The organism is Ferrovibrio sp. (genome assembly GCF_965278975.1).
Classification (GTDB): domain Bacteria; phylum Pseudomonadota; class Alphaproteobacteria; order Ferrovibrionales; family Ferrovibrionaceae; genus Ferrovibrio.
Genome location: NZ_OZ257126.1, coordinates 3,981,858 through 4,007,143 on the forward strand (window position 1 = coordinate 3,981,858; position 25,286 = coordinate 4,007,143).

Annotated in this window: 23 protein-coding genes; 12 read left to right on the plus strand and 11 right to left on the minus strand. The window is 65.3% G+C overall.

Annotated features, from left to right (window positions below; genetic code table 11):
* Positions 1-4: 4 nt before the first annotated feature.
* Both smpB and dapA read right to left on the minus strand, forming a co-directional pair.
* Positions 5-481 (minus strand): SsrA-binding protein SmpB, encoded by a 477-nt coding sequence (gene smpB / locus ACQY7X_RS18975; protein WP_428246979.1) that lies wholly within the window; start codon positions 479-481, stop codon positions 5-7.
* A gap of 6 nt (positions 482-487) precedes the next feature.
* Complete coding sequence (dapA, locus tag ACQY7X_RS18980) at positions 488-1,378, minus strand: 4-hydroxy-tetrahydrodipicolinate synthase (protein WP_428246980.1); 891 nt, start codon at positions 1,376-1,378, stop codon at positions 488-490.
* A gap of 146 nt (positions 1,379-1,524) precedes the next feature.
* On the opposite strand from dapA, the gene ACQY7X_RS18985 reads away from it, so the two are divergent.
* The 7 genes from ACQY7X_RS18985 (at position 1,525) to ACQY7X_RS19015 (ending at position 9,591) form a co-directional block, all read left to right on the plus strand.
* Entirely contained in the window at positions 1,525-2,175 is a 651-nt protein-coding gene (locus tag ACQY7X_RS18985; protein WP_428246981.1) for a LysE family translocator, read from the plus strand.
* Between the two features lie 64 nt (positions 2,176-2,239).
* Positions 2,240-4,483, plus strand: coding sequence for a lytic transglycosylase domain-containing protein (locus tag ACQY7X_RS18990; RefSeq protein WP_428246982.1), 2,244 nt, complete (start codon positions 2,240-2,242; stop codon positions 4,481-4,483).
* A gap of 4 nt (positions 4,484-4,487) precedes the next feature.
* Complete coding sequence (locus tag ACQY7X_RS18995; protein WP_428246983.1) at positions 4,488-5,156, plus strand: haloacid dehalogenase type II; 669 nt, start codon at positions 4,488-4,490, stop codon at positions 5,154-5,156.
* Positions 5,153-6,865, plus strand: a complete 1,713-nt coding sequence (ggt, locus tag ACQY7X_RS19000; RefSeq protein WP_428246984.1) for a gamma-glutamyltransferase — start codon at positions 5,153-5,155, stop codon at positions 6,863-6,865. Before ACQY7X_RS18995 ends, ggt begins: the two co-directional genes overlap by 4 nt.
* Before the next feature lie 32 nt (positions 6,866-6,897).
* Entirely contained in the window at positions 6,898-7,911 is a 1,014-nt protein-coding gene (locus ACQY7X_RS19005) for a threonine ammonia-lyase (protein WP_428246985.1), read from the plus strand.
* Between the two features lie 55 nt (positions 7,912-7,966).
* Positions 7,967-9,169 (plus strand): 3-oxoadipyl-CoA thiolase, encoded by a 1,203-nt coding sequence (gene pcaF, locus ACQY7X_RS19010; protein WP_428246986.1) that lies wholly within the window; start codon positions 7,967-7,969, stop codon positions 9,167-9,169.
* Between the two features lie 2 nt (positions 9,170-9,171).
* Positions 9,172-9,591 (plus strand): VOC family protein, encoded by a 420-nt coding sequence (locus ACQY7X_RS19015; RefSeq protein WP_428246987.1) that lies wholly within the window; start codon positions 9,172-9,174, stop codon positions 9,589-9,591.
* 2 nt (positions 9,592-9,593) lie between these two features.
* On the opposite strand, the gene ACQY7X_RS19020 is transcribed toward ACQY7X_RS19015, so the two are convergent.
* Together ACQY7X_RS19020 and ilvD are read right to left on the minus strand one after the other, a co-directional pair.
* Positions 9,594-11,114, minus strand: a complete 1,521-nt coding sequence (locus ACQY7X_RS19020; RefSeq protein ID WP_428246988.1) for a M81 family metallopeptidase — start codon at positions 11,112-11,114, stop codon at positions 9,594-9,596.
* Between the two features lie 208 nt (positions 11,115-11,322).
* Positions 11,323-13,134 carry a dihydroxy-acid dehydratase gene (gene ilvD, locus ACQY7X_RS19025; RefSeq protein WP_428246989.1) on the minus strand — a complete coding sequence of 604 codons (1,812 nt, stop codon included), beginning with the start codon at positions 13,132-13,134 and terminating at the stop codon, positions 11,323-11,325.
* Positions 13,135-13,295: 161 nt separating this feature from the next.
* Between ilvD and ACQY7X_RS19030 the strand changes: the two genes are divergently transcribed.
* The 5 genes from ACQY7X_RS19030 (at position 13,296) to ACQY7X_RS19050 (ending at position 18,347) form a co-directional block, all read left to right on the plus strand.
* Positions 13,296-14,876, plus strand: a complete 1,581-nt coding sequence (locus ACQY7X_RS19030) for an efflux RND transporter periplasmic adaptor subunit (protein WP_428246990.1) — start codon at positions 13,296-13,298, stop codon at positions 14,874-14,876.
* A 10-nt stretch (positions 14,877-14,886) separates the two neighbouring features.
* Positions 14,887-15,609, plus strand: coding sequence for an ABC transporter ATP-binding protein (locus ACQY7X_RS19035; RefSeq protein ID WP_428246991.1), 723 nt, complete (start codon positions 14,887-14,889; stop codon positions 15,607-15,609).
* 10 nt (positions 15,610-15,619) lie between these two features.
* Positions 15,620-16,852 carry an ABC transporter permease gene (locus ACQY7X_RS19040; RefSeq protein WP_428246992.1) on the plus strand — a complete coding sequence of 411 codons (1,233 nt, stop codon included), beginning with the start codon at positions 15,620-15,622 and terminating at the stop codon, positions 16,850-16,852.
* Positions 16,853-16,937: 85 nt separating this feature from the next.
* On the plus strand, positions 16,938-17,414 hold the full coding sequence (locus tag ACQY7X_RS19045; protein WP_428246993.1) for a hypothetical protein: 477 nt from the start codon (positions 16,938-16,940) through the stop codon (positions 17,412-17,414).
* A gap of 9 nt (positions 17,415-17,423) precedes the next feature.
* The gene (locus ACQY7X_RS19050; protein ID WP_428246994.1) at positions 17,424-18,347 is read left to right on the plus strand and encodes an AEC family transporter; all 924 of its coding nucleotides are present in this window, start codon (positions 17,424-17,426) and stop codon (positions 18,345-18,347) included.
* Position 18,348: 1 nt separating this feature from the next.
* On the opposite strand, the gene era is transcribed toward ACQY7X_RS19050, so the two are convergent.
* The 7 genes from era to ACQY7X_RS19085 form a co-directional block, all read right to left on the minus strand.
* Positions 18,349-19,260, minus strand: coding sequence for a GTPase Era (gene era, locus ACQY7X_RS19055; RefSeq protein WP_428246995.1), 912 nt, complete (start codon positions 19,258-19,260; stop codon positions 18,349-18,351).
* Complete coding sequence (gene rnc, locus ACQY7X_RS19060) at positions 19,257-20,003, minus strand: ribonuclease III (protein WP_428246996.1); 747 nt, start codon at positions 20,001-20,003, stop codon at positions 19,257-19,259. Before rnc ends, era begins: the two co-directional genes overlap by 4 nt.
* Before the next feature lies 1 nt (position 20,004).
* Positions 20,005-20,766, minus strand: coding sequence for a signal peptidase I (gene lepB, locus ACQY7X_RS19065; RefSeq protein WP_428246997.1), 762 nt, complete (start codon positions 20,764-20,766; stop codon positions 20,005-20,007).
* A 146-nt stretch (positions 20,767-20,912) separates the two neighbouring features.
* Positions 20,913-21,347 carry a holo-ACP synthase gene (gene acpS / locus ACQY7X_RS19070; protein ID WP_428246998.1) on the minus strand — a complete coding sequence of 145 codons (435 nt, stop codon included), beginning with the start codon at positions 21,345-21,347 and terminating at the stop codon, positions 20,913-20,915.
* On the minus strand, positions 21,347-22,093 hold the full coding sequence (locus ACQY7X_RS19075; RefSeq protein WP_428246999.1) for a pyridoxine 5'-phosphate synthase: 747 nt from the start codon (positions 22,091-22,093) through the stop codon (positions 21,347-21,349). Before ACQY7X_RS19075 ends, acpS begins: the two co-directional genes overlap by 1 nt.
* 9 nt (positions 22,094-22,102) lie before the next feature.
* Entirely contained in the window at positions 22,103-22,690 is a 588-nt protein-coding gene (pyrE, locus tag ACQY7X_RS19080; RefSeq protein WP_428247000.1) for an orotate phosphoribosyltransferase, read from the minus strand.
* A gap of 395 nt (positions 22,691-23,085) precedes the next feature.
* Positions 23,086-25,278, minus strand: a complete 2,193-nt coding sequence (locus tag ACQY7X_RS19085) for a RelA/SpoT family protein (protein WP_428247001.1) — start codon at positions 25,276-25,278, stop codon at positions 23,086-23,088.
* Positions 25,279-25,286: the final 8 nt, after the last annotated feature.

Below are 25,286 nucleotides of genomic sequence, written 5' to 3' on the forward strand. Positions count from 1 at the left end.
CGCTTCAGTCCCGCGCGCGCAGCAGCCTCTGCTTCTCGCGGTTCCAGTCGCGTTCCTTCTCGGACTCGCGCTTGTCGTGGAGCTTCTTGCCGCGCGCCAGGGCGAGTTTCACTTTCGCCAGGCCGCGCTCGTTGAAATATAGGGACAGCGGCACCAAGGTCACGCCACCCCGTTTCAGGCTCCCGATAAGTTTACTGATTTCCTTGCGCTTCAACAGCAGCTTGCGCGGCCGGCGCGGCTCGTGATTGAAGCGGTTGGCGCCGGCATATTCCGGGATATAGGCGTTCACCAGCATGATCTCGCCGCTGACTTCCTCAGCATACGAGTCCTGGATATTGGCGCGACCGGTGCGCAGGCTTTTCACCTCCGAGCCGACCAGCACGATACCGGCGTCGAGCGTCTCGTCGAGGTGATAATCGTAGCGCGCGCGCCGGTTGTCGGCCACCGTCTTGGACTGGCCGGCGCGCGGAGCGGCTGCCATGGCTGCTTACTTCTTCTTGCGCGGCTTCTTGATGCCGGCAGCCGCCAGGGCCGCCTTCACCTTGGCCTGGGTGTCCTTGGTGATCGGCGCCAGCGGCAGGCGCACATCGGCCTGGCAGATGCCGAGCAACTGGGCGGCATACTTCACCGGCGCCGGGTTCGGCTCGACGAACAGTGCGGTATGCAGCGGCAGCAGCTTTTCCATGATCACCTGCGCCTTGGCGTGATCGCCGGCGAGGCTGGCTTCCTGCATCCGCGCCACCGGGCCCGGTGCGATATTCGCCGTCACCGAGATGCAACCGACGCCGCCATGGGCATTGAAGGCCAGGGCGGTGGCATCATCGCCATCAAGCTGGCAGAACTTTTCGCCAGCAGCGGCGCGCATGCGCAGCGGGCGCAGGATATCGCCGGTGGCATCCTTCACGCCGGCAATGCGCGGCAGCTTGGCCAGCGCCGCCATGGTCTCCACGCTCATGTCGATCACGCAGCGCGGCGGGATGTTGTAGATGAAGATCGGGATGCGGGTGGCATCATGCAGCGCCTTGTAATGCGCATACAGGCCGGCCTGGTTCGGCTTGTTGTAATACGGCGTCACCACCAGCACGGCATCGGCGCCGGCCTTCTTGGCATGCTTGGTCAGCTCGATAGCTTCGGCGGTGGAATTCGAGCCCGCGCCAGCCATCACCGGCACGCGGCCGCGCGCCACTTCGATGCAGAGTTCGATCACACGCTTGTGTTCGTCATGGCTCAGGGTCGGCGATTCACCGGTAGTGCCGCAGGGCACCAAGCCATGGGTCCCTTCCGCGATCTGCCATTCCACCAGATCGCCGAAGGCGCGCTCGTCCACCTTGCCGTTCTTGAACGGGGTGATCAGCGCGACGAAAGAGCCCTTGAACATGAGCGAGTCCTCGAAAATAAAACAGTCACGGAGCGGCGAACATAGACGCCGGACCGGGCAACGGCAAGCACCTAAACCACTGTTGCACCGCACCGCCACCAGCCCGATACTGCAGCAAAATTGTACCCTTACATCAGGAACTTGCGATGGACTTGCTGCCCCACCTCGCCGCGCTTGCCGGCATGCATCTGCTGATGGCGATGGTGCCGGGACCGAATACAGTTGTGGTGAGCCACTTTTCCGCCGCCCGGTCGCGCCGTCACGGCTTGGCTGCGATGGCCGGCGTGGTGCTGGCCTCGCTGCTCTGGGTGGCCCTGAGCCTCGCCGGCATCGGCCTGCTGCTGCTGGAAGCCGGCGCGCTCTACCGCCTGCTGCGGCTGCTTGGCGCCGCCTATCTGCTCTATGTCGCCTTCCGCCTGCTGCGCAGCGCCCTGCGGCGCCAGGATGCGGCGACCGCTCCGCCCGCGCTCGGCTGGCTCGGCCAGCGGCCCTTTGCCGCCGGGCTTGTCACCACGCTCAGCAACCCGAAATCGGCGGTGTTCTGGACCAGCGTTTTCGCCATCGCCCTGCCCGCCGCGCCGCCGGCCTGGTTCTATGCCGCCGTGATCGCGGTGATCGCCGTGCAATCGGCTTTCTGGTACGGCCTGGTGGCGCTGCTGCTCTCCACCGGCCTGGCGCGCCAGGGTTATGCCCGCATCGCCCGCTGGCTGGATGGCCTGGCCGGCCTTGCCATGCTGGGCCTGGGGATCAAGCTGGGCGACGAGGTGCGGCGCGAACTGGCGCTGCGCCTGCCCTAGCTAAAGGCGAAATCAGGCCAGAACGGGTTTGGCCGCTGGCGGCTGAAATGCTAGGCTGCTCAAGATGTTTAGCCGATTCAACCGCGCCCCGGGCCGCTTCGCTCCGGCCTTGCTCGCCCTGCTCGCCTTTGCCGGCATGGCGGCGCTGCCTGTGCATGGTGCCGAGCCGGTGCCGGCCAGCGCCACCGTGCCCAAGCCGGCAGCCAAGCCCACGGCGGCGGTAAAGCCGGCGCCGAAGCCCGCTACCGCCAAACCGGCCGCGCCGGGCAAGGCCGCCAAGGACGCCGCGAAGAAAGACACCCCGAAAAAGGATGCGGCCAAGCCTGCCGCCAAGGCCGCTGCCGGTGCGGCAGTAGCCGGTGCCGCCCTCGCGCCTGCGGTGTTGCTGAGCCAGTCCGACCAGTCCTGGGGCCGCGAGGCGATGCGGGAAGCCAAGGCCGGCAAGTTCGACAAGGCGCGCGAGGCAGCGGCAAAGGCGAAGGACCCGCTGGTCGGCCGCCTGGTGCATTGGCTGTGGCTGCAAACGCCGAATTCCGGCGCGCCCTTCGAGGCCATTGCCGAATTCATCGAGAAATCGCCCGACTGGCCGGCGCGCGAAGCCTTGCTGCGCCGCGCCGACGAAAGCATCAACGAGGCCGTGGGCGATACCCGCATCATCCAGTGGTACACCCAGCGCCCGCCGGAAAGCGGCCTTGGCTGGCTGCGTTATGCCGAGGCACTGGACCGCCAGAGCCGCAGCGCCGAGGCCCTGGTCGCGGTGCGCAAGGCCTGGACCGATGGCAATCTGTCGCTGCGCGATGAAAACGATGTGTGGCGTGAATTCGGCAACCGCCTGACACCAGCTGAAAATGCCGCGCGCCTCGACCGCCTGCTCTGGGACGGGCAATACGATGCCGCCCGCCGCATGCTGCCGCGTGTCGATGGCGAAGCGAAAACCCTCGGCGAAGCGCGGCTGGCCCTGGCCTTGCGCGCACCGGCCGCCGACAAGATTGCTTCGATGTTGCCGCCGAAGCTGCGCGAGGATGGCGGCTTTGCCTATGAGCAGATGCGCTGGAACCGCCGCGAGGGCAAGGACGACATTGTCGAAAGCCTGCTCTACAACGCGCCCGATGAACTCGGCCGCGCCGAGAAATGGTGGGTGGAGCGGCATTTTCGCGCCCGCAAGGCGCTGATCGACGGCCGCATCTCGGAAGCCTACCGCCTCGCCTCCAACCATGGCCTCTCGGGCGGCGCCAGCTATGCCGAAGCTGAATGGCTGGCCGGATGGATCGCGCTGCGCCTGTTGCAGGAACCGCAGATCGCGGTGAAGCATTTCGCCGCCCTGCAAAGCAATGTGCGCACACCGGTAAGCCAGTCGCGCGCCGGCTACTGGCTCGGCCGCACCTACACCATCACCGGCGATCAGGCGCAGGCGCGGCATTGGTATGCCCAGGCGTCCAAGCACGCCACCACCTTCTACGGCCAGCTCGCCACCTTCGCGCTCGATCCCAAGGCGCGGCTGCAATTGCCCGATGACCCGGAACCGAGCGCAGCGGCGATTGTGCAATTCGACAAGCGCGAAGTGGTGCGCGCCGCCAAGATCCTGGTTGAACTGGGCCAGGAAGACCGGCTGCGGCCCTTCATCCTGCGCCTGGCCCATACCGCCGACACGCTGGAGGAGCATCAGCTTGCGGCACGGCTGGCGCGGATGCTCAACCGCGTTGACCTAGCCGTGGCCGCCACCAAGCGCACGGCACGTTATGCGGGCCTGAGCCTGGTGCGCGAAGCCTTCCCGCTGGTCGAACCGATGGCACAGACCGCGACGCCGGAAACCGCCCTGGTGCTGGCCGTGGCGCGGCAGGAAAGCGAGTTCAACCAGTATGCCGTCTCGCCGGTGGGCGCGCGTGGCCTGATGCAGCTGATGCCCGCCACCGCCAAGGGCGTGGCCAAGGAAATCAAGCAGCCCTACGCCCCGGCCAAGCTGACCGACGATGCGCATTACAACGTGCGCCTCGGCAGCCATTACCTCGATGGCCTGCTGCGCAACTGGGATTCGAACTACATCCTGGCGCTGGCGAGCTACAATGCCGGCGAGGCGCGGGCACGCAAGTGGATCAAGGATTGGGGCGATCCGCGCTATGAAAGCATCGATGCCGTCGACTGGATCGAACTGATCCCGTTCTCCGAAACGCGCAATTATGTGCAGCGCGTGCTGGAATGCGTGCAGGTCTACCGTGCGCTGCTGCGCGGCGCGGCGCCTACCGCCGACCGGCTGCAAGCCGATCTACGCGGCCTGCCCCGCAAGGCCTGCGCCGCCGCCAGTTGCTGACGCCATGATTAAGGCGTGCATCTTCGACGCCTATGGCACCCTCTTCGATGTCAACGCTGCCGCGCGGCAATTGAGCGCCGAGATCGGCCCCGGCTGGCCCCAGCTTGCCGAGACCTGGCGTGCCAAGCAGCTCAACTACACCTGGCTGCGCAGCCTGATGGGCCAGCATGCCGATTTCGAACAGGTGACGGCAGAGGCGCTGGACTTTGCTCTGGCGGCGCAAGGCATCGACAATCCCGATCTGCGCAACCGCCTGATGCAGCTTTATGTGAAGCTGGAAGCCTTCCCGGAAGCACCGGGCCTGCTGCGCAAGCTGAAAGCCGCCGGCCTGATCACCGGGATTCTTTCCAATGGCTCGCCCGCCATGCTGGAAGCCGCCTGCAAAAGTGCTGGCATCGACAGCCTGCTTGATCATGTGATTTCGATTGAGGAAGCCGGCATCTACAAGCCGGACATGCGCGTCTACAAACTCGTCACTGACCGGCTCGGGCTCGCGCCCAATGAAGTGGCATTCCATTCTTCCAATGGCTGGGATGCCCATGGCGCGAAATGCTTCGGCTTCCGCGTGCTGTGGATCAACCGTGCAGGCCAGCCCAAAGAGGGCCTGCCGCATGCACCGGATCACGAATTGAAAAGCCTGCGCGATGTGCCGGCCATCCTGGGCCACGCATGATCCGCGCGCTCGCAGCCCTGCTGCTTTTAGTCGCGCTGCCTGCCCTGGCGCAGCCGGCGCCGGAAGCAGCCACAGGCCACGCCGAGAAGGTGGAAGCTACCGCGCAGCGCCAGATGGTAGCGGCGGCGCATCCGCTGGCAGCCGAAGCCGGCCTTGCCATTCTGCGCCAAGGCGGTAATGCCATCGATGCGGCCATTGCCGTGCAGATGATGCTGACCCTGGTGGAGCCGCAATCATCAGGCATCGGTGGCGGCGCGCTGATCCTCTATTGGGACAATACCAACAAACAACTTCACGCTTTCGATGGCCGTGAGACCGCACCGGCTGCCGCCACGCCGAAACGCTTCCTGAAACCGGATGGCACGCCTTTGCCGTTCCGCGAGGCGGTGTTCAGCGGGCTTTCCACCGGCGTGCCGGGTGCGGTGGCTGCATTGGAGATGGCGCATAAGGGCCATGGCAAGCTGCCCTGGGCGATGCTGTTCCAGCCCGCCATCACCCGCGCCGAGGCCGGCTTCACGGTGACACCGCGCCTTGCCGGCCTTTTGAAACTCGAACAGCGCTTACGGCAAGACGCGGCTGCCGCCGCGCTCTATTACCCCGGCGGAGAACCATTGGAGGCCGGCAGCAGCCTGCGCAACCCGGCGCTGGCGCAGAGCCTGAAGCGTGTTGCCGCCGATGGTGCCAGGGCCTTGCAGAGCGGCCCGCTGGCCGAGGCGATGCTCAGCGCCTTGCAGGCACGCGGTAGCGACATGACGGCGGCGGACCTTGCCGGCTATGAAGCCAAGCGGCGGCCAGAGCTTTGCGGCCAGTTCCGGCTTTACAAGATCTGCGGCTTCGGCCCGCCAAGCTCGGGCGGCATCGCCGTGCTGCAAATCCTCGGCATCCTAGAAGCGCTCGATCCCAGCCCGGCGACCACGCTGGGGGTCGCCGATCTGCACCGCCTGGTGGAAGCCAGCCGCCTCGCCTTCGCCGACCGCAACCTCTATGTCGCCGACAGCGACTTCCTGCCGGTGCCGGTGGCAGGCCTGATCGACAAAGCCTATCTCGCCGAGCGCGCCAGGCTGGTGCGTATGGATGCCAGTCTGGGTAATGCCCAACCGGGCGAACCGCCTGGCCGGCGCGGCGAACGGCCGGCCCTGGTGCCGCATGACGGTCCGCCCGGCACCAGCCATGTCTCCATCGTCGATGCCTGGGGCAATGCGGTGAGCATGACCACCACCATCGAGGATGCCTTCGGCGCCCGCCTGATGGTGGGTGGCTTCCTGCTCAACAACCAGCTCACCGATTTCAGCTTCATCCCGGAGCAGGATGGCCGCGCCGTCGCCAACCGCGTCGAAGCGGGCAAGCGGCCGCGCAGTTCGATGTCACCCACCCTGGTATTCGATCCGCGCGGCGATCTGCTCGGCGTGGCCGGCTCGCCGGGCGGCAGCCAGATCATCGGCTATGTGGCGCAGACCCTGCTGCTGCTGCTCGACAAGGGCTACGGCCCGCAGGCAGCGGTGGCCCTGCCGCATATCGGCAGCCGCAATGGTCCGACCGAGATCGAAACCGGTGCCGATCCAGGCTGGGCCGAAGCCCTCGGGCGGCTGGGCCACAAGACCCAAAGCCTGGAAATGACCAGTGGCCTGCATGTAATCTGGCGCCGCCCCGGCGGGCAGCTTGCCGGTGGCGCCGATCCGCGCCGCGAAGGCGTCGCCCTCGGCGACTGACAATTTCAAGAAAAAGTATCGAGGAAACCACCATGAACGCGCCCGTCACCCTGCCGTCCCTGCCCACCGTTGCGGATGTGGAGGCAGCGGCCAAGCGCCTGCGCGGCATCGCGGCGCCGACGCCGCTGGTGGAAAGCCCGCTGCTGAACGAAATCCTCGGCTGCCGCCTGTTCGTGAAGGCCGAGACGCTGCAACTCACCGGCTCGTTCAAGTTCCGTGGCGCCTATAACCGCCTGAGCCAGCTTTCAGCCGACGAGCGCAAGCGCGGCGTGGTCGCCTTCTCGTCCGGCAACCATGCCCAGGGCGTGGCCTATGCCGCCAGGCTCTGCGGCCTGCCGGCGGTGATCGTGATGCCGTCCGATGCGCCACAGATCAAGGTGGCCAACACGCGCGCCTATGGCGCCGAGGTGGTGCTCTACGACCGCTGGAAGGAAAGCCGCGAAGGCATCGCCACAAAGTACATGCAGGATCGCGGCATGGTGCTGGTGCCGCCTTTCGATGATCCGCATATCATCTGCGGCCAGGGCACCGTGGGCCTGGAAGTGGATGCCCAGCTTGCCGAGCGCGGCCTGGTGCCGGATATCATCACCGCTGGCTCGTCTGGCGGCGGCCTGATTTCCGGCATCGCCCTGGTGATGGAATCGCGCCATCCGAAAACCGAGGTCTATGCCGGCGAGCCGGCGGATTTCGATGACATCACCCGCTCCCTCGCCAGTGGCAGCAAGCAGAAGGTGGCCGCCGATGCACCGCCGAGCTTCTGCGATGCGCTGATGGCGCCGACGCCGGGCGACATCACCTTCGCCGTGATGCGCCGCGTGCTGAAGGGTGGCATCACCGCCACCGATGCCGAGGTGGAAGTCGCCATGGCGACTGCTTTCCATTATCTCAAACTGGTGATCGAGCCGGGCGGTGCCGCTGCACTGGCCGCCCTGCTGCATCGCCGCGACATGATCCGGGGCAAGACCGTGGTCGCGGTCGCCTCCGGCGGCAATGTCGATGCGGCGCTGTTCTCGCAGATCCTGGCGCGCACCGCCCCGCTATCCTGAAATCCGCCATCCTGAATCCGCAACCTGTCAGTCGAGAGACCCTAGGGAGAGACAAATGACAGAAGCCTTCATCTGTGACGCCATCCGCACCCCCATCGGCCGCTACGGCGGCGCCCTGAGTTCGGTACGTGCCGACGATCTCGGCGCCATTCCGATCCGGGCGCTGATGCAGCGCAACCCCTCCGTGGACTGGAGCCAGGTTGACGATGTGACCTATGGCTGCGCCAACCAGGCCGGCGAGGACAACCGCAACGTGGCGCGCATGTCGCTGCTGCTGGCCGGTCTGCCCGACAGCGTTTCCGGCGCCACCGTGAACCGTCTCTGCGGCTCCGGCATCGAAGCCACTTCGGCCGCCGCGCGCTCGATCCGCACCGGCGAAGCCGATCTCTGCATCGCCGGCGGCGTCGAGAGCATGAGCCGTGCCCCCTTCGTGATGGGCAAGGCCGAAAGTCCGTTCTCGCGCACCGCTGAAATCTACGACACCACTATCGGCTGGCGCTTCGTCAACAAACTGATGAAGCAGAAATACGGCGTCGATTCCATGCCGGAGACGGCGGAGAATGTCGCCGAGCAGTTCCAGATCAACCGCGCCGACCAGGATGCCTTCGCGCTGCGCAGCCAGCAGCGTGCCATCAATGCGCAGCGCCTGGGCCTGTTCGAGGCCGAGATCACCCCGGTGACGATCCCGAGCCGCAAGGGCGACCCGACCGTGGTGGACCGCGATGAGCATCCGCGCGACACCACCATCGAGGCGCTGGCCAAGCTGCCGACCCCGTTCCGCCAGGGCGGCACGGTCACCGCCGGCAATGCTTCCGGCGTCAATGACGGCGCCTGCGCCATCCTGCTCGCCTCCGACAACGCGGCCCGCCGCCACGGCCTCACCCCGCGCGGCCGCATCATCGCCACCGCCACTGCCGGTGTGGCGCCGCGCATTATGGGTTATGGCCCGGTGCCGGCCGCCGAGAAGGTGCTGGCCAAGGCGGGCCTGGGCATCCGCGACATGGATGTGATCGAGCTGAACGAAGCGTTTGCCGCCCAGGCGCTGGCCGTGCTGCGCGGCCTTGGTCTGCCCGATGATGCCACCTATGTGAATCCGAATGGCGGCGCCATCGCGCTCGGCCATCCGCTCGGCATGAGTGGCGCGCGGCTGATCACCACGTCGCTGAACCAGCTTGAGCGCACCGGCGGCCGCTACGCGCTCTGCACCATGTGCATCGGCGTCGGCCAGGGCATCGCGATGATCATCGAACGGGTCTGACCATGAGCAAGAACGAGATCGGGCTGCTGCACCATATCGGGCTTGCGGTGCCCGATCTCGACATTGCCAAGGCCTATTACGCCAAGCTGCCGGGCGCCAGCGTGGGCGAGGAATTCACCATTCCCGGCCTCGCCTATCGCCTGGCCTATGTTGAACTCGGCGGCACGCGGCTGGAACTGGTGCAGCCGACCACCACCAGCAGCACGGCGGCACGCTATCTAGACCTGCATCCCGATGGCGGCGTCTACCATATCGCCTATCTGGTGGAGGATGTGCGCGCCTCGGCGGCGACGCTGGTCGAGCAAGGCGCCGCCATCGTCGGCCCATCCGAGCCCCGCATCGAGGGCGACGGCCATCATGTGCTGGTGGTGGATGCCACCAAGACACACGGCACCATCATCGAGCTGCGCCAAGCCGCCTAGCGTTAGCCCTTATGCACCGGCCCCAGCGGCTTCAGCTTGATGCCTGAGCGCAGGCGCTTGTAGGGCAAGGTCTCGGCGCGCTCAATGAAGGCGCCGGGGCTTTCCACGATCAGGATGTCGTGCGCGATATCGGTGAAATCGCCACGGAAATGCACCGTGCTTTTCAGGCCGAGAATCTGGCGCTGCACCGGCTCGATGCCGAGATGACGATACATCTCCTTGTCCGCCGCCTGCACGCGGGTGGATGACACCACGGTATCCACGCCATTGCAGCGCAAGAGCGCCATCGGCCCCAGATTCATCCGCGTGCCGCCGTAGAACGGCCCGGTGCAGAGGAAGCGGCCATCGCCGGTCTTGGCCACGGTGTAGCGTTGGCGGTAGGGCTTGGAGCCGGCGAACAGCTTACCGCCGAGCGGAAACTCGATGCTGCTGCCCTCACCGGCCTGATGCGCCGCCATCGCGGCCTCGGGATCGAACATCAGGCAGATCGCGGCATCGGGTACGCCGGACTCGACCATGGCCTGCAACAGTCCCGTAGTGTCGCAGGTGGCGCCGGCGCCGGGATTATCCTGCACATCGGCCAGCACGATGGGTTTCTTCGCGCCGCCGGTGATCAGCCGGCGTGCTTCCTCGATGGCCTCATGCGGCTTCAGCAGCCGGGTGGCGAATTCATTCTCGCGCTCGGCGATATGGCGGGCCAGGGCATCGGCGGCCTTGTCGGCGGCTTCCTGGCTGTTGGCATAGGCAAACACCGCCGGGCCACATTCGCGGATATCCGCCGGATGGAAACCGGGCGTGAAGCTCATCGACGAAACGCCGCCGAACTCCATTTCCTCGATACGGTCATAGATGCTCTTGCACGGCTCGATGAAGGTGCATTGCGCGGTGAGCGGGATCAGGAACGGCAGCCGGCGCATCGCCTTGGCCTGGCGCGGCCGTTCACGGGTGAGCAGCTTGGCAAGATGCTTGGCGACGCGGCCGCCGGTCACCGCCATGTCGAGATGCGGATAGGTGCGGTAAGCAATCAGCACATCCGCTTCGCGCAGCATCACCTCGGTCATGTTGCAATGCAGGTCCAGGCTGGCGACGATGGGCATGTCCGGCCCGACAATGGCGCGGATACGGCGCAGCAATTCGCCTTCGCCATCCTCGAAATGCTCGGTCACCATGGCGCCATGCAGATCGAGATAGACCGCGTCGATGCGGCCACGCAGCGCCGTGATGCCGTCGCAAATCAGCTTGGCGACATACTCGAACGCCTCGACCGTGACGTAAGAAGACGGCTGCGCCGCCGCCCAGGCAATCGGTTCCAGCACCATGCCAAGACTGGTCGCGGCATTGATGAAGCCGCCAATCGGGATATTGGCCGGCGGGAAAACATCCAAGATGTCCTTGCCCAGGGTCAGCGCCGGCCAGCCCTCGCCGTCGATGAATTTCTTCAGTTCGGCCTTCTGCGGCGCGAAGGTGTTGGTTTCATGCTGGAAGCCGGCAATCGCTACGGTAAAGGGCAGCTGTTTGGTCATGGGGGCGGGCGCGTCCTGTTATCGGATCGTTGGCAGACAAACAATTATGCAGGCCACGCCCCCCGAGGCAACAAAAAAGGGCGCCTTGAGAGGCGCCCTTTCCTGCATTCTTTTTTGCTCTGCCGTCATGCCCGCACAGGCGGGCATCCCATTTTCACCAGACAAATGGGACCCCGGGGCAAGCCCGGGGTGACAATCGACCGACGGATCAGATGTCGGCGTAGACGTGGGTTTCCTTGGCGGCGCCCGGATGGGTCACGGCGCCATGGGCGGCGGTCGAGACGGTCTGGGAATACTTCCAGATCGTGCCCGACTGGAATTCGTGCTTGCGCGGCTTCCACTTCTTCTTGCGCTCGGCGAATTCCTTGGCCGAGACATTCACGCTCAACACGCCTTTCTCGGCGTCGATGGTGATGATGTCGCCATTCTTGATCAGCGCGATGGGGCCGCCGACCGCCGCTTCCGGGCCGACATGGCCGACACAGAAGCCGCGCGTGCCGCCGGAGAAACGGCCATCGGTGATCAGCGCCACCTTCTCGCCCATGCCCTGGCCGTAGATGGCGCCGGTGGTGGCGAGCATTTCGCGCATGCCCGGGCCGCCCTTCGGGCCTTCATAGCGGATGACGATGACATCGCCTTCCTTGTACTTCTTGGCCTGCACGGCGGCGAAGGCATCTTCCTCGCAATCGAAGACGCGCGCCGGGCCGACATGCTTCAGCTTCTTCAGGCCGGCCACCTTCACGATGGCGGCTTCGGGCGCCAGGTTGCCCTTCAGGCCAACCACGCCGCCGGTCGGGCTGAGCGGGTTGGTGATCGGACGGATCACATCCTGGTTCTTCGGGAATTTCACGCCCTTGAGGTTCTCGGCAATGGTCTTGCCGGTAACCGTGATGCAGTCGCCATGCAGGTAGCCGCCATCCAGCAGCTGCTTCATAACCACCTGCACGCCGCCCACCTCATAGAGGTCCTTGGCGACATATTTGCCACCCGGCTTGAGGTCGGCGATGTAGGGCGTGCGCTTCATGATGCGGGCCACGTCCTCAAGATCGAACTTGATGCCGCACTCGCTGGCGATGGCCGGCAGATGCAGGCCGGCATTGGTGCTGCCACCGGTGGCCGCCACGATCATGGCGGCATTCTCCAGCGCCTTGCGGGTGACGATATCGCGCGGACGCAGGTTCCGCTTGATCAGCTCCATCACCATCTTGCCCGAGGCATAGCCGTAATCGTCGCGGTTCTCGTAGGGCGCCGGGGCGCCGCTCGAACCCGGCAGCGCCAAGCCGATGGCTTCGGAAATGCAGGCCATGGTGTTGGCCGTGAACTGGCCGCCGCAGGAGCCGGCCGACGGGCAGGCAACGCATTCCAGTTCGTGCAGCTCGTCCTCGTTCATGGTGCCGGCGGCCACCTGGCCCACGGCCTCGAACACATCGACGATGGTGACGTCGCGGTTCTTGAAGCGGCCGGGCAGGATCGAGCCACCATAGACGAACACGGACGGCACGTTCAGGCGCACCATGGCCATCATCAGGCCGGGCAGCGACTTATCGCAGCCCGCGAAGCCGACCAGGGCGTCGTAGCAATGGCCACGCACCGACAGTTCCACCGAGTCAGCGATCACTTCGCGGCTGACCAGCGAGGCCTTCATGCCCTGGTGGCCCATGGCGATGGCGTCGGTAACGGTGATGGTGGTGAATTCACGCGGCGTGCCGCCGGCGGCCTTCACGCCAGCCTTGGCCTTCTGCGCCTGGCGGCCAAGCGAGATATTGCACGGCGCCGACTCATTCCAGGTGGTAACCACGCCGACCAGCGGCTGGTAGATTTCCTGCTCCTTCATGCCCATCGCATAATAGAAGCTGCGGTGCGGCGCACGCTCGGGGCCGACGCTGACAAAGCGGCTGGGCAGCTTGGACTTGTCGAAGCCGTTGGTCTTCGCCTTGGCTTTCACGGCAGGCTTCTTGGCGACAGACTTCTTGGCGGCTGCCTGCTTGGGGGCGGCGGCTTTCTTGGTTTTGCCCTTCATGGCTCAGGTTTCTCCCTAAAGGCAATGTAAACAGCTGGTTCGCGGCGGAGCATAACCAGAGGCCGCCGCTGCCGCCAGCCTTAGCCAGCCATGGCCAGCGCAGGATTCCCGTTTTCAGGCCGTGCTATAAGGCAACGTGATGGGGAGCATCATGGGGGAAAATGCCAAATAATATTAAATCCGGGGCAGCGCGCCTGCTGGTCCTGCTTGTGCTGCTGCTGGCCGTGGCTGGCGGCGGCTTTTTGCTCTGGCGCCAGAATTTCGCCGCCGGCGATGGCCCCCGCTACCGCATTGCGAAAGTCGAACGCGGCAGCGTCATTGCCAGCGTCTCGGCCTCCGGCACGCTGGCGCCCGTCACCCAGGTACAGGTCGGCAGCCAGGTTTCAGGCCAGGTGAAGGAAATTCTGGCGGATTTCAATTCCGAGGTCCGCGCCAACCAGGTGATCGCCCGCATCGACCCGGAATCCTTCGAGGCCCGCGTTGCCCAGGCCGCAGCCGAACTCGAAGTGGCGCAGGCTGCCGTGCTGATGCAGCGTGCCAGCCTGGACCGTGCCCGCACCGACACCCAGCGCGCCGAAATCACCCGTGTGGATGCCGAGCGCGAATTCGGCCGCAAGCGCGACCTCGCCGACCGTGGCGTCGGCTCCACCGCCGACAAGGACCGCCAGGAGGCCAATGCGCTGGGCGCCCAGGCACAGGTGCAGGGCGCGCGCGCTGCCACCAGCATGGCCGAGGCGCAACTGGCCAATGCCATCGCCGCCGTGCGCCAGCGCGAGGCCGCCCTGCGCCAATCACGCATCGATCTCGACCGCACCTATATCCGCTCGCCTGTCGATGGCGTGGTGATCCTGCGCAATATCGATGCCGGCCAGACCGTTGCCGCCAGCCTGCAGGCGCCGATCCTCTACACCATCGCCGAGACGCTGACCAAGATGCAGGTGGAAACCAGCGTCGATGAGGCCGATATCGGGCGGCTCAGCGAGGGCATGGCAGCGACCTTCACGGTGGACAGCCTGCCCGGCCGCACCTTCGAGGGTCAGATCCGGCAGATCCGCAAGTCGCCGCAGGTGGTGCAGAATGTCGTCACCTATACCGTGGTGATCGCCGCCGACAACCCGGACCTCAAGCTGCTGCCGGGCATGACCGCCAATGTCCGCATCGTTGTAGAACAGCGCGCCAATGTGTTGAAACTGCCCAATGCCGCCTTGCGCTTCCGGGCGCCTGCCGGCGTGACCATCGAAGCCGCCGATGGCAGCCAGCCGGCAGCCAGCAATGCGCCACAGGCCAGCGGTCTACAGGCCGTGCGCGAGCGGTTGGTGCGCGAGTTGCAACTCAATGATGCCCAGGCCCAGGCGCTGGATGATGCCTTCAACGACCTGCGCGGCAAGATCGCCGGACTTGGGCCGGATTTGAACGAAAACCAGCGCCGCGCCGCCATCGAACGCCTGCGCGCCGAGAACCGGCATAAGATCGCCGCCATGCTGACGCCGGAGCAGCGCCAGCGCTATCAGGCCATGACGCCGGCCGCGGCGGGTAGCAATCAGGTGCGTGGCAGCGATGGCCGTGCCTATCAGCCGAAGGGCGCCGGGTTGCTCAGCCAGTCGCTGCGCGTCGGTATCAGCGATGGCAGCTTCACCGAGATCATCAGCGGCAGCCTGAAGGAAGGCGATGAGATCGTGATCGGCGTGCAGGGCGCCGTGACATCTGGTGGTAGTGGCAACACGCCACGCCTGCGGCTCTGAACGCACCGCCATGAATGGCCTGATCGAAGTCACCGGCCTGCGCAAGCTGTTCCATCTCGGTGGCAGCGAGGTGGCGGCCCTGGCCGGCATCGATGTGAGCATCGCGCGCGGCGATTTCGTCGCCGTGATGGGGCCCTCGGGTTCGGGCAAATCCACCTTCATGAACATGGTCGGCTGCCTGGACTCGCCTACCGGCGGTTCCTACCGCCTGGATGGCGAGGATGTGGCCGCCATGGACGAGGATGCCCGCGCCGACCTGCGCAACCGGCTGCTCGGTTTCGTGTTCCAGAGCTTCAACCTGCTGCCGCGCACCACGGCGCTGGATAATGTCGCCCTGCCCCTGCTCTACCGTCGCGGCACGGCGATGCCAGCCACCGAACGGCGGGCGCGGGCGGCACAGCGCCTGAACGAAGTCGGCCTTGCCGAACGCGGCCATCATCAGCCCTCGCAGCTTTCCGGTGGCCAGCAGCAGCGCGTCGCCATCGCCCGCGCCCTGGTGAACGACCCCGCCCTGCTGCTCGCCGACGAGCCGACCGGCGCCCTCGACAGCCGTACCTCGGTTGAAATCATGGCGCTGTTCCAGGCGCTGAACCAGCGCGGCATCACCATCGTGCTGGTGACCCATGAACCGGATATCGCCGCCTATGCCAGCCGCAAGCTGCTGTTCCGCGATGGCAGGCTGGTGAGCGATGAGCGCAATCCGGCGCCGCGCCGGGCGGCAGACGAACTATGAGCCCGCGGCCATGAGCCCTTTGGCAAGCCTGCTGGTCGCCCTGCGTGCGCTGCGCGTCAACATGCTGCGTTCCGGCCTCACCATGCTCGGTATCGTCATCGGCGTTGCCGCCGTGATCACCATGGTGGCGGTGGGCGAAGGCGCCCAGGAGCGCGTGCGCGAGCAGATCAAGAGCCTGGGTTCAAACCTGATCGTGATCCTTTCCGGTGCCGTCACCAGCGGCGGCGCCCGGCTTGGCTTCGGTTCGCAGCTCACCATCACCGAGGATGACGGCTATGCCATCGCCCGCGAGGTCGATCTGGTGCAGGCGGCGGCGCCGGTGTCGCGCGGCACGGCGCAGATCGTGTTCGGCAACCAGAACTGGTCCAGCGTGGTCATGGGTATCACGCCGGATTATCTCGATGTGCGCGACTGGGAACTGGCCTCCGGCCGGGTGCTGGCACAGGAGGAAATCGACAGCGCCGCCAAGGTGGTGATGCTGGGCCAGACGGTGGCCAACAACCTGTTCGGTGACGCCGACCCTATCGAGCAGACCATCCGCATCCGCAAGGTGCCGTTCACGGTGATCGGCGTGCTGGCCAAGAAGGGCCAGAGCATGCAGGGCCAGGACCAGGATGATGTGGTGCTGGTGCCGATCAGCACCGCGCGCAAACGCCTGCTCGGCGGCCAGCAGGCCCGTCAGCGCGCCGTGGTGGCGATCTCCGTGAAGGTGCATGACGGCGCCGACATGGCCGAAGCCGAGAGCCAGATCCGCGACCTGCTGCGCCAGCGCCACCGCCTGCAACCGAACCAGGATGACGATTTCTGGCTGCGCAATCTGTCCGAGGTGCTGGAAACGCAGCAGGCGGCGCAGCGCGTGATGGCGCTGCTGCTGGCCGCCGTCGCCTCCGTGTCGCTGGTGGTCGGCGGCATCGGCATCATGAATATCATGCTGGTGAGCGTTACCGAGCGCACGCGCGAAATCGGCCTGCGCATGGCGGTCGGCGCCCGGCGGCGCGACATCCTGGCGCAATTCCTGATCGAAGCCGTGACCCTGGCCGCCATCGGCGGCATGATCGGCGTCGGCCTCGGTATCGGCGCGGCCATCGGGATTGCCTATTTCACCGACTGGCCGGTGCGCATCGCGCCTGCGGCCATCGTGCTGGCGGTGGGTTTCGCTGCCGCCGTGGGGGTGTTTTTTGGCTTCTATCCGGCGCGCAAGGCCTCAAAGCTGGAACCGATGGAAGCCTTGCGGTTCGAATAGCCGGGCTTTTCATGGAGGTTGCAGAAGCCCAGAAAAATTAACTGGTGTTTAACATCTGTTAACGCTGATCTGACAAAATGTTGCCATGCGTTACATGGCCGACATACCGGGCAGCTCTCCCGGAGGCTATTTCTCCGGCGGCTGCTACATCGTGCTTACGCAGCTCGGCGATAGCTGGATTCTGCGCGCCGCCCATGGCGACATGGAAGCCGCCCAGGCCGAAGCCTTCCGCTGGCGCCGCATCTATGGCCCGGAACGCACCCGCATCGCCGCCGTGAATCAGGGGGCTTCTGCTTCGGTGCTGCCAGATGCCACGCCGGTAGAGACCATCAGCAATCTACCGGTGATCATCGATGTGGTGCCGGAGCCGGCCAACGACATAACCGGAGCCACGCCGCCGAAGCCGGCCATCAGCAAGCCACCGCGCCGCACGGCCGTACCGCGTAAAACTGGCCGCCCGCTCGGCTGGGGTGAGACCCTGCTGCGGGCGCTGCTGCTGTATTTCGTCTATTCCCTGGCCAACCGGCTCATCGACCTCGCCATCCTGATGCAGGGCGCCTAAAGTTCCCGCATGGTCGATGTCATCTTTGCGATTCTGCCGATCTTCCTGCTGATCCTGATCGGCTTAGGGATGCGGCGCTGGAGTTTTCCCGGCGAGGGCTTCTGGCCGCTGGCCGACCGCAGCGTCTATTTCCTGTTCTTTCCGGCACTGCTGATCCACAACCTGGCGCGCGCCGATCTCGGCGACCTCGACCCCACCGGCCTGTTCGGCACTTTGTTCGGCTCAATCCTGCTGATCGCGGTGATCGGCTATAGCCTGCGCCGCCCGCTCAAGCTCGATGGCCCGGCCTTCACCAGCCTGTTTCAGGGTTCGATCCGCTTCAACACCTTCGTCGGCTTCGGCGCCGTGGCGGCCTTATCCGGCAATGCCGGCATCACGCTCTATGCCGTGGTGATCTCGGTGGCGATTCCGGTGCTGAATGTCCTCACCGTGCTGGTGATGATGCGTTTCGGCAGCCATGCCCGGGGCGGCGCTTCGTGGCGCGATCAGTTTATCGCCCTGGCCAAGAACCCGCTGATCATCGCCTGCCTGGTCGGCATCTTCCTGAATCAGACCGGCATCGGCCTGCCGCGCGGCATCGATGCCGTGCTCAAGACCCTGGGCGATGTGGCAGCGCCGCTCGGCCTGCTCACCGTCGGCGCCGCGCTGCAACTCGATGCGCTGCGCCGGGGCGGCCCGGCGGTGGCCGCCACCCTGGTGCTGAAGCTGCTGCTCTATCCGGCAGCGATGTTCGGCCTGGCGCGGCTGTGGCATCTCACCCTGATCGAAACCCAGGTGCTGGTGCTGTGGGCGATGCTGCCGACCTCAAGCGCCAGCTACATCCTGGCACGCCAGATGGGCGGCGATGCGCCGCTGATGGCAGCCATCGTCACCGCCACCACGCTCGGCGCCTTCATCACCATGCCGATCCTGCTCGGCTTGATGGGGCTCTAGATCAAGCCTTGGGGAAGTCGAGGCCCATCGCCTCGTAGCGTTCGGGATCGTCGCCCCAGTCGCCGCGCACCTTCACGAACAGGAAGAGATGCACGCGGCGCTCGAACTGTTCTTCCATTTCGCGCCGGGCATTGGCGCCGATGCGCTTCAGCATCGCACCGCCCTCGCCGATCACGATCTTCTTCTGCGTCTCGCGCTCGATGAAGATCACCTGATTGATCTTGGCCGAACCATCCTTCTGGTCCTTCCAATCCTCGGTTTCCACCGTGGCGGCATAGGGCAGTTCCTGGCGCAGCGCGTTGAACAGCTTCTCGCGCGTGATCTCGGCGGCGAGGAAACGCATCGGCACATCGGTCAACTGGTCTTCCGGGTACAGCCAGGGGCCTGCCGGCATGCGGCGGGCGAGATCGCGGCGCAGGTCGTCAACGCCATCGCCCTTCTCCGCCGAGATCATGAAGGTGGCCGCGAAGGCAAAGTCATTGTTCAGCGCCTGGGTGAGGCCGAGCAGCTTCTCGCGCAGCAGCTTATCCACCTTGTTCAGCGCCAGCACGATCGGCGTGTCCTGGTTCTTCAGGCGCTTGAGGATTTCGCGCGTCTCGTCGTCATAACCGCGCACCGCATCCACCACCAGCAGGATCACATCGGCATCATCCACGCCGCTCCAGGCCGCCTGCACCATGGCGCGATCAAGCCGCCGCTTCGGCGCGAAGATGCCCGGAGTATCCAGATAGATGATCTGCGCCTGATCATCGATGCCGATGCCGGTGATGCGCGCCCGCGTCGTCTGCACCTTGGACGAGACGATGGAAATCTTGGCGCCGAGCAGGGCATTCAGCAGGGTCGACTTGCCGGCATTGGGCGCGCCGACAATGGCGACATAGCCGCAGGTGGTGTTGGTGGTTTCGTCACTCATGTACTTTGCTCCAGGCGGCGCAGCAGCCGGCCGGCAGCTTCCTGCTCGGCGGCGCGCTTCGAGCCGCCTTTTCCTTGTTCCGGTTCACCATCGCCCAGCGCCACCTCGACGGTGAAGCGCGGTTCATGCGGTGGTCCTTCGATGCTGGCGACCTGATAGCGCGGCACATTCTGGCCGCGCGCGGCAGCCCATTCCTGCAGCGCGGTCTTGGCATCCTTGGCAGCACCAGCATAGGACGAATCATCCAGATGCGGTGCCATATGGCGCGATACGAACTGCTCCGCCGCCGCCAGGCCGCCATCCAGATACAGCGCGGCGATCACAGCTTCAAGTGCATCGGCCAGGATCGCCGGCTTGCCGGCACCGCCGGAATCACGCTCCGAGCGCGACAACTGGATATGCTCGCCAAGGCCCAGATCCTGGGCGAACCGCGCCAGGCTTTCCTGCCGCACCAGGGCATTGTAGCGCAGCGCCAGCTCGCCAGCGGCTGCATCCGGGAATGCCTTGGCCAGCAGGGTAGCGACGATCAGGCCGAGCACGCGGTCGCCGATGAATTCGAGCCGGTTATAATCGCGCGCGGCCTCGGTCTTGGCGGCGCCGCGCCGCGCCGATTTGGCACGCGAGCGGCGCGGATTCGCCGAGGGATGCACCAGGGCTTCCTCCAGCAGCTTCGGCTCGGCGAAACGGTGCCCAAGCGCCTGCTGCAGGGTGTCGAGGCCGGGTTTGCTGGCGTCGTCCGACACGTCAGTGAATACTGGTGAAGATGCGCTCGAAGCGCCAGGCGCCGGGCCAGGTCCACGGCTTCAGCATCGAGGCAGAGCCATCCACCGACAGCCAGCGGATATTGGCGCGGCCAACCAGATTCTCCAGCGGCAGGAAACCGACGCCGCCATTGATCACCGGGAAACGGCTATCCTCGGAATTGTCGCGGTTGTCGCCCATCACGAAGAAATTGCCCGCCGGCACGGTGAATACCGCGGTGTTGTCGCCTTTGGTGACGCCCAGGTCGATGGTCATGTAGCTGCGGCCACCGGGCAGGGTTTCCTCATACTGGCGCTCGCGGCGCACCATGCCGTAGCGATCGCGCAATTCGAAATCCGCCACGCGGCGGCGCTGCACCTTCTCGCCATTCAGCCACAATTCGCCATCGCGCATCTGCACGCGGTCGCCCGGCACGCCAATCACGCGCTTGATGTAATCCAGCGACGTATCGCCGGGATAGCGGAACACCACCACATCGCCGCGCTCCGGCTGGCCTTCCAGCACACGGCCCTTGAACAGATCCGGGCTGAAAGGCAGCGAATAGCGCGAATAGCCATAGGCGTATTTCGACACGAAGAGGAAATCGCCAACCAGCAGGGTCGGCAGCATCGATTCAGACGGGATATGGAACGGCTCATAGGCAAAGGTACGGATGCCGCCGGCGATCACCAGGGCATAGATCAGGGTCTGCAGGTTTTCCCACAGGCCGGTACCCTGCTCCCGATCCGCCTTGCTCTTCGCCACTCGCTCACTCCTGCTTTACACTACCCGCCAGACCCAGGCCGGGCGGCAGAACCAAGCGGCATCAAGCCCGCTGGCACAGGTCAAGTCAAGTGACCCAAGTGCCGCAGGCCAAGATATTGGCCGCCAGCTAAGATATTGATTTTATTTTAGGTATTAGCCTCGGATGCGGCTTCCGGCGGTGCCGGTACGGCCGAGATGATGACCAGCGCCTGGGCCAGCGGCGGCTCGTCCGTGATGGTGATATCGATCTGTGCCACATGGCCGGGCGGCAGCATGCTTTGCAGCCGCGCCAGGGCACCGCCGGTCAACTTCATGGTCGGCTTGCCACCGGGCAGGTTCACCACCCCCATGTCGCGCCAGAACACCCCTTTGCGGAAACCCGTACCCAGCGCCTTGGAGCAGGCTTCCTTGGCGGCGAAACGCTTGGCGTAGGAAGCGATGCGGGTGAGCGGACGGCGCTCGGAGCGCGCCTTCTCGGTGGCGGTGAACACGCGGTTGAGAAAGCGGTCGCCGAAGCGGGCGATGGTCTTGTCGATCCGCCTGATGTCGATCAGGTCGGAACCGATGCCCAGTATGGTCATCAGGCGCTCAGGCTGCGGTCGCCGCGCGCCGCATCCATCAGGGCACGCATGTGGCGGATGGTGCCATCCAGGCCGCCGAAGATTGCTTCGCCAATGAGGAAGTGGCCGATATTGAGTTCGACGACGCTGGGGATCGCGGCAATCGGCCCGACATTGTCAAAGCTCAAGCCGTGGCCGGCATGACATTCCAGGCCAAGTTCGGCGGCATAATCGGCCGCCGCGCGGATGCGCTTCAGCTCGGTCTCGCGCGCAGCACCCTCCAGCTCGCAATAGCGGCCGGTATGCAGTTCCACCACCGGCGCACCAAGTGCCTTGGCGACGGCAAGCTGCACCCGCGAAGGCTCGATGAACAGCGACACGCGGATGCCGGCATCCACCAGGCGGGTGATGATCGGCGCCAGATGGCTATGCTGGGCTGCGGCATCCAGGCCGCCTTCCGTGGTGCGCTCCTCGCGCCGCTCCGGCACGATACAGCAGGCATGCGGCTTGTGGCGCAGTGCGATGCCCAGCATCTCGGCGGTGGCGGCCATTTCCAGGTTCAGCGGCAGCTTGATCTCGGCCATCAGCCGGTCGATATCGCCATCCGAGATATGGCGGCGATCCTCGCGCAGATGCGCGGTGATGCCATCGGCGCCAGCGGCAGCCGCCATGATCGCGGCGCGCACCGGATCGGGATGCTTGCCGCCACGCGCGTTGCGGATGGTGGCAACGTGGTCGATATTGACGCCAAGCCGCAGCTTACCCATCTGTCTCTCCTACTTCAGGCCGCGCGAGCCGGGCTTCACCGCCGGCAGCTTCGCCAGTTCCGGCGGCAGTTCATCCTCGCGATAGGCCGGCACCTTGAAGCCGCACAAGGCGAACATCGGCACGCCAAGCTGCACCTCGCCATCCGAGCGGTCGACGATGCAGGAAGCACCCACGGTAATCCCGCCATGCTCGGCGATGCAGTCGATGCATTCGCGGCTCGACTTGCCGGTGGTGACCACATCCTCGGCCATCAGCACGCGGGCGCCCGGCTCGATCTCGAAGCCCCGGCGCAGCGCGAATTTGCCGTCCACGCGCTCGGTGAAGATTGCCGGCACGCCAAGCTGGCGTGCCAGTTCATAGCCCACCACCACGCCGCCCATGGCCGGCGAGCAGACGATATCCACCGGCTTCGGCCCCAGCTTGGCGCGGATAGTGTCGGCCAGCGCGCGGCACATCGCCTCGGCCCGGGCCGGATGCGACAGCACCTTGGCCGACTGCATGTAGACCGGGCTGTGCAGGCCGGAAGTGAGCAGGAAATGCCCCTCCAGCAAGGCGCCGGATTCGCGGTAATGCTGCAAAACTTCGTCACGCGTCATGATCTGGGGTCCCTTACTTGCCGGGCGCAGCCTAAGGGCAGCCGCCCCCGGGTTCAAGACGGCAAGGGCAGCCGGCGCCAGGTGATCTCGCGTTATCGCCACGGCTGTCGGTACGGGTGGTGCTCAAGCTGCCGTCCGGGCCGGGCTTGAACAGGAAACGCCCCCTGCCACTGTCGCGCAGCAACCCGCCGTCCTTTATCTCAAGCGTCCAACGGTTGGTTTCCGGCCTGTCGCCATTGACCCCTTTGCCCAGCCGGTAGACCAGATCATAGCGGCCATCCTTGCGCGGGCGGACATCCAGCGAGGCGAAACGGCCGGATAACCAGATGCCTTACCAGTTGCCGGTGAAGCCATCCTCGATCCTGGCGACGACCTTGGGCATCGGCAGGCCGAAATCAGCCCCTTGCCCGCTCCACACTGCTGATATTCGGGGTGGCCCGCAGCGCCGCGATAATGTTCGAGAGGTGCTTCACGTCACGCACCTCGACATCGACATACATCTCGAACAATTCCTGGGTGCGGTTGGTGATCTTCAGGTTGGTGATATTGCCCTTGTGCTTGGCAATCACCGTACTGAGCGCCGAGAGCGAACCGGGCTCGTTGGCCACCAGCAGGATGACGCGGCCCAGATGCACCTGGCCGCTCTTGTCGCCATCCCCTGGGGCTTCCCAGGCGAGATCAAGCCAGCGTTCCGGCTGGTCGGTGAACTGGCCCAGCGCCTCGCAATCGATGGTGTGGATGGTCACGCCCTTGCCGGTGGTGACGATGCCGACGATGCGGTCGCCCGGCAGCGGATGGCAGCAGCCGGCGATATGCATCGCCATGCCGGGAATCAGGCCGCGGATCGAGATGCCGTTATGCTTATGCTCCGGTGCCTTGTGCTGCTGGCGCGGCAACGGCGGCAGCTTGTCGGCCTCGCGGTCGTTTTCCTTCTCGCCGGGATAGACGATATGCAGCACCTGGCGCGCGGTGACCGAGCCGTCGCCGACGTTGACATAGACATCCTCAACGCCACGGAATTTCAGCACCTTCACCGCCGCTTCTAGGCCCTTTTCGGTGAGCTGCTGATCACGCTCGTGGAAGGTCTTTTTGAGAATCGCCTTGCCCAGTTCGACATACTGGCCACGCTGCTGCTGGCGGATGAAGCGGTTGATGCAGGATTTGGCACGGCCGGATTTGACAAAATTGAGCCAGTTCGGATTCGGCGCCGGTACTTTCGAGCGCAGGATTTCCACCTGGTCGCCATTGCGCAGCACAGTACGCAGCGGCACCACGCGGCCATTCACCTTGGCACCCACTGCCGTGTCGCCGACACCGGAATGTACCGCGTAGGCGAAATCGACCACCGTGGCATCGCGCGGCAGCGCGATCAGGTCGCCCTTCGGCGTGAAGCAGAATACCTGATCCTGGAACATGTTGAGCTTGGTATGCTCCAGGAATTCCTCGGGATCCGAAGCCTGTTCCAGGATTTCCAGCAATTCGCGCAGCCAGCGGTATTGCTTCGCTTCGGCATCCGGTGCGGTGCCGCCGCCATTGCCATCCTGCTTGTATTGCCAATGCGCCGCGACGCCGAGCTCGGACACTTCATGCATGTCCTGGGTGCGTATCTGGATTTCGATGCGCTTGTTTTCCGGACCGATCACCGTGGTATGCAGTGAGCGGTAGCCATTCTGCTTCGGCGTCGAGAGATAGTCCTTGAAGCGCCCCGGCACCGATGGCCAGGTGCCATGCACGATACCCAGCGCCTGATAGCAGGCGGTGATGTCGCGCACCACGATGCGGAAGGCCATGATGTCGGAAAGTTGCTCGAACGGGATGTTCTTGCGCTGCATCTTCTCCCAGATCGAGAACGGGCGCTTCTCGCGGCCCGAAACCCAGGCATCCAGCCCCTGTTCCGCCAGGGTGCGCTTGATCTTGTCGGAAATGCGCTGCGTCAGGCTGCCGCCCTCGCTGCGCAACTGTTCCAGGCGGGTGATGATCGAGGCGCGCGCATCCGTATTCAATTCGGCGAAGGCGAGGTCTTCCAGTTCCTCCTTCAGTTCCTGCATGCCGATGCGGTCGGCGAGCGGAACGTAAATCTCCATCGTCTCCTTGGCGATGCGCTTCCGCTTTTCCGGCGTCTTGATGTAATGCAGCGTGCGCATGTTGTGCAGCCGGTCGGCCAGTTTCACCAGCAGCACGCGGATGTCATTCGACATCGCCAGCAGCAGCTTGCGGAAATTCTCCGCCTGCCGCGTGCGGTCGGATTGCTGCTCGATGCGCGACAGCTTGGTGACGCCATCGACCAGGCGCAGCACATCGCCGCCGAAATTCTTCTCGATCTCCACCGGCGTCGCCACGGTGTCTTCCAGCGTGTCGTGCAGCAGACCGGTGGCGATGGTCTTGTCGTCGAGTTTCATACCGGCAAGGATGCCGGCCACTTCCACGGGATGGGAGAAATACGGATCGCCGGAGGCGCGCATCTGGGCGCCATGCGCCTTCATGGAAAACACATAGGCGCGGTTCAACAGGTCCTCGTTGGCGCCGGGATCGTACGCCAGAACCTTCTCTACCAATTCGACTTGCCGCAGAATCCGAGCACGCGCCATACCGCCCC

Coding starts and splice junctions, on each gene's coding strand:
- smpB (WP_428246979.1), bottom strand. CDS start 481: ATGGCAGCCGCTCCGCGCGCCGGCCAGTCCAAGACGGTGGCCGACAAC.
- dapA (WP_428246980.1), bottom strand. CDS start 1,378: ATGTTCAAGGGCTCTTTCGTCGCGCTGATCACCCCGTTCAAGAACGGC.
- ACQY7X_RS18985 (WP_428246981.1), top strand. CDS start 1,525: ATGGACTTGCTGCCCCACCTCGCCGCGCTTGCCGGCATGCATCTGCTG.
- ACQY7X_RS18990 (WP_428246982.1), top strand. CDS start 2,240: ATGTTTAGCCGATTCAACCGCGCCCCGGGCCGCTTCGCTCCGGCCTTG.
- ACQY7X_RS18995 (WP_428246983.1), top strand. CDS start 4,488: ATGATTAAGGCGTGCATCTTCGACGCCTATGGCACCCTCTTCGATGTC.
- ggt (WP_428246984.1), top strand. CDS start 5,153: ATGATCCGCGCGCTCGCAGCCCTGCTGCTTTTAGTCGCGCTGCCTGCC.
- ACQY7X_RS19005 (WP_428246985.1), top strand. CDS start 6,898: ATGAACGCGCCCGTCACCCTGCCGTCCCTGCCCACCGTTGCGGATGTG.
- pcaF (WP_428246986.1), top strand. CDS start 7,967: ATGACAGAAGCCTTCATCTGTGACGCCATCCGCACCCCCATCGGCCGC.
- ACQY7X_RS19015 (WP_428246987.1), top strand. CDS start 9,172: ATGAGCAAGAACGAGATCGGGCTGCTGCACCATATCGGGCTTGCGGTG.
- ACQY7X_RS19020 (WP_428246988.1), bottom strand. CDS start 11,114: ATGACCAAACAGCTGCCCTTTACCGTAGCGATTGCCGGCTTCCAGCAT.
- ilvD (WP_428246989.1), bottom strand. CDS start 13,134: ATGAAGGGCAAAACCAAGAAAGCCGCCGCCCCCAAGCAGGCAGCCGCC.
- ACQY7X_RS19030 (WP_428246990.1), top strand. CDS start 13,296: ATGCCAAATAATATTAAATCCGGGGCAGCGCGCCTGCTGGTCCTGCTT.
- ACQY7X_RS19035 (WP_428246991.1), top strand. CDS start 14,887: ATGAATGGCCTGATCGAAGTCACCGGCCTGCGCAAGCTGTTCCATCTC.
- ACQY7X_RS19040 (WP_428246992.1), top strand. CDS start 15,620: ATGAGCCCTTTGGCAAGCCTGCTGGTCGCCCTGCGTGCGCTGCGCGTC.
- ACQY7X_RS19045 (WP_428246993.1), top strand. CDS start 16,938: ATGCGTTACATGGCCGACATACCGGGCAGCTCTCCCGGAGGCTATTTC.
- ACQY7X_RS19050 (WP_428246994.1), top strand. CDS start 17,424: ATGGTCGATGTCATCTTTGCGATTCTGCCGATCTTCCTGCTGATCCTG.
- era (WP_428246995.1), bottom strand. CDS start 19,260: ATGAGTGACGAAACCACCAACACCACCTGCGGCTATGTCGCCATTGTC.
- acpS (WP_428246998.1), bottom strand. CDS start 21,347: ATGACCATACTGGGCATCGGTTCCGACCTGATCGACATCAGGCGGATC.
- ACQY7X_RS19075 (WP_428246999.1), bottom strand. CDS start 22,093: ATGGGTAAGCTGCGGCTTGGCGTCAATATCGACCACGTTGCCACCATC.
- pyrE (WP_428247000.1), bottom strand. CDS start 22,690: ATGACGCGTGACGAAGTTTTGCAGCATTACCGCGAATCCGGCGCCTTG.
- ACQY7X_RS19085 (WP_428247001.1), bottom strand. CDS start 25,278: ATGGCGCGTGCTCGGATTCTGCGGCAAGTCGAATTGGTAGAGAAGGTT.